At 67.8% G+C, this 12,005-nt stretch carries 11 protein-coding genes; 5 read left to right on the top strand and 6 right to left on the bottom strand.

The annotated features are described in order from the left end of the window. The first annotated feature begins 34 nt into the window (after positions 1 to 34). The gene (locus MC380_RS12775) at positions 35 to 3,649 is read left to right on the top strand and encodes an alpha-1,6-glucosidase domain-containing protein (RefSeq protein ID WP_242165193.1); all 3,615 of its coding nucleotides are present in this window, start codon (positions 35 to 37) and stop codon (positions 3,647 to 3,649) included. Between the two features lie 119 nt (positions 3,650 to 3,768). Here the strand turns inward: MC380_RS12775 and MC380_RS12770 are convergent, their stop codons facing one another. Continuing rightward, positions 3,769 to 4,131, bottom strand: coding sequence for an RcnB family protein (locus MC380_RS12770; protein WP_242165191.1), 363 nt, complete (start codon positions 4,129 to 4,131; stop codon positions 3,769 to 3,771). Positions 4,132 to 4,381: 250 nt separating this feature from the next. On the opposite strand from MC380_RS12770, the gene MC380_RS12765 reads away from it, so the two are divergent. The 3 genes from MC380_RS12765 to MC380_RS12755 all read left to right on the top strand — a co-directional run bounded on the left by MC380_RS12765 (position 4,382) and on the right by MC380_RS12755 (position 6,134). Then, positions 4,382 to 4,939, top strand: coding sequence for an NADPH-dependent FMN reductase (locus MC380_RS12765; RefSeq protein WP_242165188.1), 558 nt, complete (start codon positions 4,382 to 4,384; stop codon positions 4,937 to 4,939). Positions 4,940 to 4,997: 58 nt separating this feature from the next. Beyond that, positions 4,998 to 5,876, top strand: coding sequence for a Nif3-like dinuclear metal center hexameric protein (locus tag MC380_RS12760; RefSeq protein ID WP_242165187.1), 879 nt, complete (start codon positions 4,998 to 5,000; stop codon positions 5,874 to 5,876). Positions 5,877 to 5,945: 69 nt separating this feature from the next. Next, the gene (locus MC380_RS12755; protein WP_242101737.1) at positions 5,946 to 6,134 is read left to right on the top strand and encodes a hypothetical protein; all 189 of its coding nucleotides are present in this window, start codon (positions 5,946 to 5,948) and stop codon (positions 6,132 to 6,134) included. Between the two features lie 23 nt (positions 6,135 to 6,157). Here MC380_RS12755 and MC380_RS12750 read toward each other — a convergent pair whose 3' ends face one another. Together MC380_RS12750 and MC380_RS12745 are read right to left on the bottom strand one after the other, a co-directional pair. Beyond that, positions 6,158 to 8,275, bottom strand: a complete 2,118-nt coding sequence (locus MC380_RS12750; protein WP_242165184.1) for a hypothetical protein — start codon at positions 8,273 to 8,275, stop codon at positions 6,158 to 6,160. A 145-nt stretch (positions 8,276 to 8,420) separates the two neighbouring features. Beyond that, complete coding sequence (locus tag MC380_RS12745) at positions 8,421 to 9,179, bottom strand: DUF72 domain-containing protein (RefSeq protein ID WP_242165182.1); 759 nt, start codon at positions 9,177 to 9,179, stop codon at positions 8,421 to 8,423. Between the two features lie 116 nt (positions 9,180 to 9,295). Here MC380_RS12745 and MC380_RS12740 point away from each other — a divergent pair, with 116 nt between their 5' ends. Continuing rightward, complete coding sequence (locus MC380_RS12740; protein WP_242165180.1) at positions 9,296 to 10,033, top strand: DNA-formamidopyrimidine glycosylase family protein; 738 nt, start codon at positions 9,296 to 9,298, stop codon at positions 10,031 to 10,033. A 210-nt stretch (positions 10,034 to 10,243) separates the two neighbouring features. Here MC380_RS12740 and xth read toward each other — a convergent pair whose 3' ends face one another. The 3 genes from xth to MC380_RS12725 all read right to left on the bottom strand — a co-directional run bounded on the left by xth (position 10,244) and on the right by MC380_RS12725 (position 11,978). Then, positions 10,244 to 11,032, bottom strand: coding sequence for an exodeoxyribonuclease III (xth, locus tag MC380_RS12735; protein WP_343223577.1), 789 nt, complete (start codon positions 11,030 to 11,032; stop codon positions 10,244 to 10,246). Positions 11,033 to 11,038: 6 nt separating this feature from the next. Next, positions 11,039 to 11,242, bottom strand: coding sequence for a hypothetical protein (locus MC380_RS12730; RefSeq protein WP_242165178.1), 204 nt, complete (start codon positions 11,240 to 11,242; stop codon positions 11,039 to 11,041). 166 nt (positions 11,243 to 11,408) lie between these two features. Then, positions 11,409 to 11,978 (bottom strand): dihydrofolate reductase family protein, encoded by a 570-nt coding sequence (locus MC380_RS12725; RefSeq protein ID WP_242165176.1) that lies wholly within the window; start codon positions 11,976 to 11,978, stop codon positions 11,409 to 11,411. Positions 11,979 to 12,005: the final 27 nt, after the last annotated feature.

Below are 12,005 nucleotides of genomic sequence, written 5' to 3'. Positions count from 1 at the left end.
CGCGCCGGCCATCCATACCCTCGGGAGGGGTCCGATGCGCATTCCATCCTCTGTCCGCCTGCGCGCCGTGCGCGTCGTGGCACTGTTCGCGTGGGTTCTGCTCGCGACCGGCTGCGAACTTCCATGGCGCGTGCAGTCGGCGCAGGTCGGCGCGCAGGGAGTGCAACTGTCCGCTACCTCATCGCCGGTGACATCGGCTGCCAGCGCATCGGAGATCTGCGATTCGCCGCAACCCAACACGTTGCTGGTCGGACTGCCAGCAACCGGCGGCGGCGCCGCGATCGACGTGCGCGTGCACTACCACCGCACCGACGGCAATTACGGCGATTACGGCCTGCACGTGTGGCAGGTGAACGATGCCGGCCAATATGTCGCCGACTATCCGGACGTGAACTGGAATGCGCCGCTGTCGCGTTCGGGGATCGACGAGGCAGGCGCCTGGTTCGAGATTTCCGCGGCAGCGTTCACCCATCCCGATGCCGCGGGCTTCGGCTTCATCGTGCATCCGCCGGGCCAGGGCGGCGATCCGGGCGTTGACCGGATCTGGAAGTTCGCCGACGGCGCCGAGTTCTGGCTGCGCTCGGGCGATGCCACCGTGTACCGGAGCAATCCGCTGGCGGGCACGCCCGACATCGACACCGTGCGCGTGCACTACCGCCGCTACGATCAGGAATACGCGCAGTGGGGCCTGCATCTTTGGGGCGGCAGCGGCATCGACACCGCGCGCCTGCCGGGACTGACGATCGGCGACTGGAACAACCCGGTGCCCCTGTCGGCGATGCCCAACTACGCGCAGTCGGCGGACGGTGCCGAAGTGGCGTTCGACCTGCCGGTGCTCAATCCGCAGGCCGACGCCGGCCGCACCGGCGTGACCTTCGTGCTCCACGGCATGCCTTCCAATCCCAACGGCGGCGTGAACAACAAGGATGGCTGGAACAGCGACATCCACATCGCCTACGCGGCGCTGTCGATCGCCGACCGCAGTGGTCACGCGTGGCTGGTGCAGGGCGAACCGACCGTGTTCACGGCGCCGCCTACGTTGGGGCGCGTCTCCACGACCGACGCCCGCGCGGTCTGGCTCACCCGCGGGCTGGTGCAGTGGCCGCAGACCGATGCGGCCGGCGTGTTCCGGCTGTACCACTCGGCCAACGGACAGATCGTGGCGCGCAAGGGCGCGGCCGTGGCCGGTGCCGACGGCGCGATCGCACTGCAGCCAACCCAGGATGTGCCTGCCGAGGCCGCCGAACGCTTCAGATGGGTCGGCGCAGGCGTGGTGCTGGCGGTGGATGCAGCACAAGACGCACAGCTGGCGCAGGCGCTGCGCGAACAACTGGTGCTGGTGAAGGAAGACGCGCAGGGCCGTGTGCTGGCCGCGACCACGGCGCAGCTCGCCGGCCAGCTCGACGACCGCCATGCCGCGGCCGATGGCGTGCACGACCTGGGTGTGCGCATCCAGGGCGGCAGCACGCGTTTCCGGCTGTGGGCGCCGACCGCGCAGCAGGTATGGCTGTGCGGTTATCCGGCGCGCGGCGGCGCCTCGACGCTGGCCGCGCTGCAGTTCGATGCCGCCACCGGGACCTGGTCCGGATCCGGCAGCGGCCTGCGCGCCGGCGATTACTACCGCTATGCGGTCCAGGTGTTCGTGCGCGGCGTCGGCCTGGTGCGCAACCTGGTGACCGATCCGTATTCGATCAGCCTGGATGCCGATTCGCAGCGCAGCTACGTCGGCGACCTGGACTCGCCGGCGCTGGCGCCGATGAACTGGGCCTCCGATCGCAGTCCGCAACGGGTGCGTGCGCAGGAGGACATGTCGATCTACGAGCTGCATGTACGCGATTTCTCCGCGAGCGATGCCAGCGTCGCGCCGGCGCTGCGCGGCAAGTACCTCGCCTTCGCCCAGGGCGGCTCGGACGGCATGCGTCATCTGCGCGCGCTGGCCCAGGCCGGCCTGACCGACGTGCACCTGCTGCCGGCCTTTGATTTCGCGAGCGTGCCGGAAACCGGTTGCACCACGCCGCAGGTGCCCGATGCAGGCCCCGCGTCGGATGTGCAGCAGGCGGTGGTCGATGCGCACCGCGCCAGCGACTGCTTCAACTGGGGCTACGACCCGTGGCACTACACCGCGCCGGAAGGCAGTTATGCCAGCAACGCCGCCGACGGCGCGGCGCGCGTGCGCGAGTTCCGCAGCATGGTGCAGGCGCTGCACGCGGCCGGGCTGCGGGTGGGCATGGATGTGGTCTACAACCACACCAGCGCATCCGGGCAGAACTCGCGTTCGGTGCTCGACCGGATCGTGCCCGGTTACTACCACCGCCTGAGCGACGCCGGCGACATCGAGCGCTCGACCTGCTGCGAAAACACCGCGACCGAGAACATGATGATGGGCAAGCTCATGATCGATTCGGTGAAGACCTGGGCGGTCGAGCATCATGTCGATTCGTTCCGCTTCGATCTGATGGGCCACCAGCCGCGCGCGGTGATGGAACGGCTGCGCGACGAGGTGTCGGTCGCTGCGGGCCGGCCGATTCAGCTGATCGGCGAAGGCTGGAATTTCGGCGAGGTCGCCAACGGCGCGCGATTCGTGCAGGCCTCGCAGCTGTCGTTGAACGGCAGCGGCATCGGCACCTTCAGCGATCGCGCCCGCGACCATGTGCGCGGCGGCTCGGGTTTCGACGACGCGTCCGCGGCGATCCGCAACCAGGGCTACATCAGCGGCCTGTACTACGACGACAACGGCAGCGGCGCGAACAAGTCGCGCAACGACCTGATGTGGTCGGGCGACATCATCAAGGTCGGCCTGGCCGGCTCGATCCGCGGCTACCGCCTGACCACGCACTGGGACGCGACCCTGCCGCTGGAGCAGATCGACTACAACGGCCAACCCGCCGGCTACGTGGCCGACCCGCAGGAAGTGGTCAACTACGTCGAGAACCACGACAACCCGACCTTGTTCGACACCACCGTCTACAAGCTGCCGCTGGCCACCACGCGCGAGGACCGCGCGCGGGTGCAGATCCTGGGCGCGGCGATCAATGCCTTCAGCCAGGGCGTCGCCTATTTCCACGCGGGCATGGATACCCTGCGCAGCAAGTCGCTGGACCGCAACAGCTACGACAGCGGCGACTGGTTCAACGCGCTGGACTGGAGCTATGCGCACAACAACTTCGGCGTCGGCCTGCCGCCGGCTGGGGACAACGGCGGCAACTGGCCGGTGATGGGGCCGTTGCTGGCCAACCCGGACCTGCAACCTCTGCCTGCCGACATCCGCTGGACCCGCGACGCATTCCGCGACCTGCTGCGCATCCGTAGTAGCTCCACGCTGTTCCGGATGCGCACCGCCACCGACATCGGGCAGCGCCTCGTGTTCCGCAATACCGGCAGCGCGCAGGAGCCCACGGTGCTGGCCGGACATCTCGAAGGCCGTGGTTATGCCGGTGCGGGCTTTCGCGAAGTGCTGTACCTGGTCAACGTGGACAGGCAGGCGCACACGCTGGCGTTCGCGCAGGAAGCCGGCAAGGCCTGGCGCCTGCATCCGGTGCATGCCGCGGCGGGTGCGGCCGACCGCCGCGCGGCGCAGGCGCGCTACATCGGTGCGGATGGCAGTTTCGAGATCCCGGCGCGCACGGCGGTGGTGTTCGTGGTGCCGTGATCGCGGATTGCGGATGCCTACGCTTGGATCGGGTTAGAAGTAGAAGCGACGCGCTTCAGGCCGCCATACAGAGAAGCCCCGCATAAGCGGGGCTTCTTCGTTGACCGCGAGCGGAAAACTCAGCCGCCGAAGATCTGCGAGATCAGACCGGTGGCGACCTGGACCAGATAATAGGTCCCGTCGTCCTCGTACGGGCGCACCCAGCGGTAGCCGCGTGGCGGTGCATCCAGACGGTAGGCGCGATAGTCGTCGACGTAGTAGCGCGACACCAGGTATTCGGCCGGGATCCGGTCGCCGCGATTCCAGCGCTTGTAATGTCCCAGGTGCAGGCCGTTGTCGTGGCCGTTGCGCTTGCCGTCGTACTGGGCGGGGTGGCCGTCGTGCTTGGCCTTGTGCTTGCCTTTGCCTTTGCCGTTGTCGGCGAGAGCCTGACCCGACAGGGCCAGCGTGGCGAGCAGGGCGGTGGTGAGCAGGCGCTTCATCGGTGACTCCGTGGGGTCTGCAACGAGCCGCGACATTACCGGGGCGAGAATGAATGGCCCCGGAGTTTGCGGTCCGATCGCTTCCGCTCTTGGGGCCCGGGTCAGCTGCATCACGAATGCGTGAGGATTCCGCGCGCCAGCCAGGGCATCGCTTGCGCCGGTACCGGATCCTGCGCATGCTCGGGCTGCAGGTCGCCAGGCGCGCGACCGGCCCGTGTCTTCGCTCGATCCATTTCCTGGGGACAAATCCATGATCTCGATCCTGGGTATTTCCGGCAGCCTGCGTGCCGGTTCGTTCAACACCGCGCTGCTGCGCGAGGCGCAGGCGGTCGCGGGCGAAGGCGTGCGCATCGAAGTCGCCACATTGCACGGCATCCCGCTCTACGACGGAGATGTCGAGGTCGCGCATGGACTGCCCGAGCCGGTGCGGGCACTGAAGGCCAAGGTGAAGGCTTGCGACGGTCTGTTGCTGGTCACGCCCGAATACAACAACGGCATCCCGGGCGTGTTCAAGAACGGGATCGATTGGCTGACGCGACCGGCTTCGGAGATTCCGGAGGTGTTCGGCGGCAAGCCGGTGGCGGTGATCGGCGCCTCGCCTGGCGGCTTTGGCACCATCCTGGCCCAGGACGCATGGTGGTCGGTGCTGCGGACGCTGCGCACACGGCCGTGGTTCGGCGGCCGGCTGATGGTGTCGCGTGCGGGCAGCGTGTTCGATGCGCAGGGCGCTCTGATCGACGAGAAGACCCGCGAACAGCTGCGCGCGTTCGTCGAAGGTTATGCGCGCTTCGTCGTTGACGGGAGGTGAGCCGACCACCGCGGGTCTGGCCTTCACACGACGGCCCGGCGCCTGCCACAATCGCCGCATGATCTCCCGTCGCACGCTGTGGCAGGCTGGGTTGGGCGGCATGTTGACCCAGGGTCTTTGTGTGCGTGCGCATGCGGCGGCGCCGTTGCGTGCGGTCGATGCCGTCGAGCGGATCAAGGCTTCGATCGGCGTTCCATGGCGTGCGGACACGGTGGACAGGATCGTCGCCGGCGATCCGGATACGGCGGTGCGCGGCATCGCGGTGACGATGATGGCCACGCTGGACGTGCTGCGGCGCGCGTCGGCGGCGGACTGCAACCTGGTCGTGACCCACGAGCCGACCTTCTACGACCACTTCGAAAAGGCCGAGGCGCTGGCCAACGACGACCTCGTCCACGCCAAGCGCGCGTTCATCGAGCAGCACCGGCAGGTGGTGTTCCGCCTGCATGATCACTGGCACCTGCGTTCGCCAGATGGCATCGACACCGGCATGCAGCAGGCGCTGGGCTGGGCCCGCAACACCGTTGCGGGCAAGCCGGGCGAATTCGCGTTCCCTGCCACGCCGCTGCGCGACTTCGCGAGGACGCTGGCCACGCGATTGGGTGCGGACTCCATGCGCGTGCTCGGCGACCCGGGGTTGCCGGTGCGTCGGGTGGCCGCGCGCTGGGGCTATGCGGGTTGGGGACCGGAACTGCGGGCCTTGGCCGCGCGCGACGACATCGACCTGCTTGTCGTCGGCGAGGCGCGCGAATGGGAACTGGTCGAATACATGCAGGACCGGGTCGACAACGGCGCGCGCCGCGCTTTGATCGTGCTGGGTCACGTCGCTTCGGAACAGGCGGGCATGCAGGCGTGCGCGGACTGGCTGCGGACCGTACTCGAACCGCTGCCGGTACGGTTCATGCCGACGCGCGAGCCGTTCTGGACCATCGGCTGAGCGTCGTCACGAACCGTTTGCCCGCGCCTGCGCAGGCTGGGCAGCCTCCGTAAGAAGGACGAAACCAACATGACGCCGCTCGACAAGCCGCTGCGCCGTGAGGTGCAGGTGGGAGACAAGGCCTACACCGTGGTCATCGACCCGGACGGCCTGAAGTTCACCGAGAAGGGCAAGCGCAAGGGCGTGGAACTATCCTGGCGCGACCTGGCCAGTGGCGATGCGGCGCTGGCCGCGGCGCTGCAGGCCTCGCTGCGCTGATTGGTGATCCGTCCCGGCGCGCCTCAACCCGCGTCGATCATGCGGAACTGGCCCGGCAGCGGCTGTTCGCCGAGCAGGCTCATGGTGCTGAGGTTGGCGATCATGGTCGTGCCGTGGAAATCCTGGTTCAGAACCGCGAAGACCTCCTCGGGCGTGTCGGCGATGGCCAGCGCTTCTTCCTGGTTCGCCCACCAGGGCGAGACCACGCCGCTGTCGAGGTTGTCCAGCTGCTCCTGGCCCTGGGTGTCGACCACGTAGGCGCGTGCGCGGTCCCGGATCTCCATCAGGTCGGCGGTAGTGAAGACCTGCTGGGTGTGCTGGTCACCTTCGGGGTACTGGTTGACCTGCGAGGCATCGTAGGCGGAGCGCAGGTAGGAGGCCGACGTTGAGTCCAGGTTGGTGCGCACCACTGTCCAGCGGGTGTTGGATTCATCGAAGCTGCCGTCCTCGCGCAGCGTGCCGCGCACTTCCGTCGTCGTGCCGCCGGTGGACGTATAGATGTTGCTGTACTCGACCGTGCCGTCGGCCCAGGTGGTGCGAGTAATGGTGCCGTTCGCATCGTTCGAGCCGCCGAGGGTGAGGCCACCGACCTGCAGGCCGATGAAGCTGGCGTACTCATGGCTGAAGACCTCGGTGGTGCCGGATTGCTGCACCCCGGGCGGCGACCAGTCGGGCACCCGACCGGTGCTGATGAAGGTCTGGTACGCGGCCTGGCCTTCGGTAGTGGACAGGTCGATGCGCGCGATCTGCATCTCGCGCGTCTCCATGCTCAGGTCGCTGCCAACGCCGAGCGCCAGCGTACCCTGGCGGCCGAGGCCGAAGAAGGCGCTGTTTTCCACGGTTTCGACCGGGCCCGAATACACCTCGACGATCGACCCCTCGCCGCGGGTCACGCCGAAGCCCAGACCCGACAGTTCGGCATGCGTGCCGCCGACGGTGAATGCCTTCCAGTTGGCTTCGAAGGTGCTGCCGGTGAGCGACTGGCCGCGCATCAGCAGCGAGGTGCCCTGTGGCATGTTCAGCGGATCGAGCGGGTTCGGCACACCGTTGAGGTCGCCGTTGGCGATCTGCGTGCCCTGGCCGGGCGTGACGACCGCCTCGTAGCTCAGGCGTGCGCCCTCGAACTCGGTGTACGAGCCCGACACCGGCAGCCCCTTGACCACCTGGCGCAGGATCGGTGAGCCGTTGACCATGTCCCGCGCGGCATCGGGCAGCTGGCCAAGCCGGTCGGCCCATTTGTACATGCGTTGCAGCGGGGTCTTGCTCAGGTCGAACACGGGGCCGCCCTGCACCTGCACCGACATCTCGAACTGCTGGGTCTGTTCGAAGTTGACGCCGGTCTGTAAGTCGCCCAGTTCCACCTCGCCTTGGACCTGCACGCCGTACTGCACGCTGGGGCCGAACAGGTTGGGCGTGCCCACACCGCCGGCACCGGTGTAGGAGACCTGCGAGCCCGGGTTGATCAGCGTTGCCAGGATGTCATCGGGCACGGTGCCAAGGATCTCGTAGCCGGCCGCCATCTGTTCGGGCGACGGGTTCTCGGGCAGGTCCACGCCCAGCAGCGAGAGCGCGCTGCGCATCTGCTCGGGTGCGAACTGCTGGACGTCGGTGCTGCTGTCGACGCCGGTGAGGTAGGCCGGAATGTCGTTGGGCCGGGTCTGCGCTTCGTCGACGATGCGACGCAGCTCGGCCACGTAGGGATCGCTGTTGTAGGCCTGTTGCGCCTGCTGGTACTCGTAGCTGGCCGTGGCGCCGTTGAGCCCGTCGTAATCGCTGCGCTGGGGCGCGAAGCGATCGAGTGCCGCCTGCGCGGCATCCGCGCGCGACTGGTTGAATACGCTGGCACGCTCTTCGTAGACGGCCTGCTGCGCGTAAGAGGGCATGCCCGGCGGCAGGTCGGAAGTGGTGGGCACCGTCATGGCCTGGATTGCGGCAACCGCTTCCTGCGGTGTCTGCGTAGTCGCCGGATCGGGGGCCGGTGCGGTGGCTGCAGTCTCGGTGGTGGCAGTTACCGGAGGCGTTTCGTTCGCCGGTTCCGGCGTGTCCTGTCGTGCGAGGTAGGCCTCGCGGATGGACGCCTGGTCTTCGGGCGGCAGGTGTTGATAGGTCTGCGTATTGACGCCGTAGGTGGTGCCGCTCATGGCCATGGCTCACGGAAGAATGGCCCGATGCTAATGGGCGTGCGTACGGCGCTGTATTGGGGTTTGCCCTAGGTGGCCGGCACATGGGTGGCGTGATCGCCGTACATCCGCTGGAGATTCAGGTTGCCGCCGTGATGAACACGATTCAGCTCCTGGTGCCGCCCCTGTGCAGGATCGTCTGCAGGCAGGCCGCATCGGCGATGGCGTGCCCATGCGCGGTGTTGTCCAGGATCACCCATTGCCGGCGCACGCGCTGGCTGCGCACCAGCGCGGCGCGTGCGCGCAGGTCGGCTTCGCCATAGGCGCTGTAGTACATGCGCGGACTGCCATGCCAGCGCCAGTAGGCGAAGGCCCCATCACCCGCAGGCAGGTCCGCGCCCGGATGCGTGACTGGATCGGCGGCCACGCGTGCAATGCGATGGCGGTGCAGGAGCTCCGCGGCGCGCGGCGCGAACCAGCTGGCGTGACGCGGCTCGCAGGCCACGGCTCCGGCAAAGCGGCGGCGCAACATCGCCAGGAACGTGGCCGCGACGCGCGGTTCCAGCGCCAGGCTCGGCGGCATCTGCAGCAGCAGGCAGCCGAGCTTTCCGCCCAGGCCGCTGCATTCCTCAAGAAACCTGTCGAGCATGGGACCGCTGGCGCGCAGGCGCTGCTCGTGGCTGATCGTACGCGGCAGTTTCACGCTGAAGCGGAAGCCGCGCGGCACGCTCGCCGCCCAGCGCGCATAGGTCTGGCGACGGTGCGGGCGGTAGAACGAAGAATTGATTTCCACGCAGTCGAAACGCGTGGCATAGCGCGCCAGCATGCTGTCGCCCGCGCCGAACAAGGTGCGATGCGCTGCAGGAATCGACCAGCCGGCGCAGCCGATGCGTACGGTCGTGGAAGCCTTGCGTGGCGAGGTCATGACACCGGGATAGCAGGTCGTGCGTGTGCATCAGGACAACGCCACGCGTGGCGGTGCACAGGCGCCATGACGTCAGGCTTGACGCACTGCTCATCGTGCGTCGCGATACTGCCCATATGCCAGAGGGTCCTTCGATCGTGATGCTGCGCGATGCGGCGGAGGTCTTCGCCTGTCGCCGCGTGCTGTCGGTGGCGGGCAACAGCAGCCAGGACATCGCGCGTCTGCAAGGCAAAGTGCTGCGGGAGGTGCGCAGCTGGGGCAAACATTTCTTGCTGGGCTTCGGTGGATTCGCCGTGCGCATCCATTTCGGCCTGTTCGGAAGCTGGCGGATCGATGAGGAGAGCCATCGTCCGCCGCGGCTGCGGCTGGAATTCACCCGCGGCCGGTCGCTCGCGTTCTATGCCTGCTCGGTGCGCTTTATCGATCATCCGCTCGACGAGGTCTACGACTGGAGCGTGGACGTGATGTCCCCCGAATGGGATGCGAAGGCCGCACGCGCCAGGCTTCGACGTCAGCCGGCGGCGCTTGTGGCCGATGCGCTGCTCGACCAGTCGCTGTTCGCCGGCGTTGGCAACATCATCAAGAACGAAGTCCTGCACCGGATCCGGGTGCATCCGGAAAGCCGGATCGGCGCGTTGCCACCGCGCAAGCTGGCCCAGCTCGTGGAGCAGGCGCGCGAGTACAGCTTCGATTTCCTGCGCTGGAAGCAGGCCTTCGTGCTGCGCAAGCACTGGCAGGTGCATGCGAAGACCCACTGTCCGCGCGATGGCGCGCGGCTGTGCTACCGCAAGCATCTGGGCAAGGCGCAGCGACGGGCGTTCTGGTGTGCAACGTGCCAGAAAATCTATCGTTGAAGAGTCGGCCCGGAGATGCGGCTAGCCGTGAAACGCGTCCTTCGACTTCGGGGCCTTAGGCCCCTACGCTCGGGGCGAACGGGGGCTCGCGGCGTAGCCGATCGAGTGCCCGGATTTCCCCGATGCCGTTCGTCCTGAGCGTAGCGCCGAAGGCGCGAAGTCGAAGGATGCGCTTCGCCGCGACAATCGCCCCTCGTCGCACGGATCGCGCTAGCGCGCCAGCGCGACCCAGGTCGGCGCATGGTCGCTGGCCTTGGGCAGGTCGCGCACCCAGCTGTCGACGCCGGCCTTGCGCAGGCGCGGCGCGAGCTCCGGATTGAGCAGGATGTGGTCGATGCGCAGTCCGGCATTGCGCTTCCAGTGGTCGCGGAAGTAGTCCCAGAACGTGTAGATGCGCTGCTTCGGATGCTTGGCCCGAAGGGCGTCGACCCAGCCCTGGTCGAGCAGGCGGAACCACGCGGCACGGCTCTCCGGCTGCAGCAGGGCATCGCGACGCCAGTGCTTGGGATCGTAGATGTCCTCGTCGGTCGGCACCACGTTGAAGTCGCCGGCCAGCGCCACCGGATGTCCGCAGTCGTGCAGGCTGCGCGCGTGCCGGATCAGGCGCTCGAACCAAGCCAGCTTGTAGGCGAACTTCGGCCCCGGCTGCGGGTTGCCGTTGGGCAGGTAAATGCAGGCCACGATGATGCCGTGCACGGCCGCTTCGAGATAGCGCGCCTGGGTATCGCTGCGCTCGCCGGGCAATGCATTGCGCGCCTCGACCGGTTCGCTGTCGCGGGCCAGGATCGCCACGCCGTTCCATGACGACTGGCCTTGCCACAGCGCGCCGTAGCCCGCGTCCTCCAGCGCCGCGCGTGGAAAGGCAGTGTGCACGGCCTTGAGTTCCTGCAGGCAGACGATGTCGGGGCGCTCGCGCGCAAGCCATTGCAGCAGGTGCGGCAGGCGCGAGCCGATGCCGTTGACGTTGAACGTCGCCAGCCGCAGCGCCCTGCGCGCCACGGGCGGCTACTTCGATCCGCTTTTCGGGGCGCCCCGGGCGCCCTGTCCCGATGTCACCCTGGTTTTGGCTGGTGTGCGCCGGTCGGCCGCGCGCGAGCGGCCGACATCGTCGCTTTCCTTGAACCGACCCTGCTGGTCGCGGCGCACGAAACGCTTGTCGCCGTTGGGCTCGATCAGGGTGCGCTTGCCGTCTGTTTTGGAGGTCGCCATGGTTCACTCCTGGCTGGATTGCGGCGGAGTATCGCGATGCCCAGGTCGAGGCGATGCGAAGCCTGACCGTTCAGACGTGCGTCCCGTACACCTGGCGCGCATTCATGCTGTGGAGCACACCAGCCAGCCGGCGCCGCTACGGCTCAGGCCGCGCAGCGGGCGAGGGCTATGTCATCCGGTACTGCAGCACGACATGGCCGCTGGGGAACGTCTGCGCCTGCTCGAACGCGAGTGCGCGCTGGCCCAGGTCGTGCGGCGAGAACGAGCGACCGGCGCCGATCAGGACCGGCACGATGCGCAGGCGCAGCACATCGACCTCGGCGGCGCGCAGCAACGCGTCGCCCAACGTCAGGCTGCCCCAGACTATGATGTCGCCGTCGATGCGCTTGCGCAGTACACGCGTGGCCTCCACGCCGTCGCCGCGCAGCACTTCCGCGCGATCGCCGGCATCGCCCCAGGGCGCGGATTCGAGCGTGTTCGAAACCACGTACTTGGGAAGGATATTGATGAGAGTGGTGACCTGGAACTCGGCAGGATCGGCCTTGGGCCAGTAGTCGGCGAACATGCCGTATGTGGTGCGCCCGAACAGGATCGCGCGCGTGTTGGCGAGCATGCGCAGCTGCTCGGGTTCGCAGTCGCGGAAATCGCCCGCGGCGGAGAAATAGTCGATGCCGCCGTCGGGTGCGGCGGCGTAGCCGTCGGCGCTGACGATCTGTTCGACGATGAGCTTGCCCATGCGTGTCCTTTGCGGGTGGTTTCCCCA

The sequence above is a fragment of the Lysobacter sp. M15 genome, assembly GCF_022662515.1.
Lineage (GTDB): Bacteria > Pseudomonadota > Gammaproteobacteria > Xanthomonadales > Xanthomonadaceae > JAKPBU01.
The sequence above is the reverse complement of the archived record's forward strand: the minus strand, read 5'-3'. Positions and strand labels throughout refer to the sequence as shown.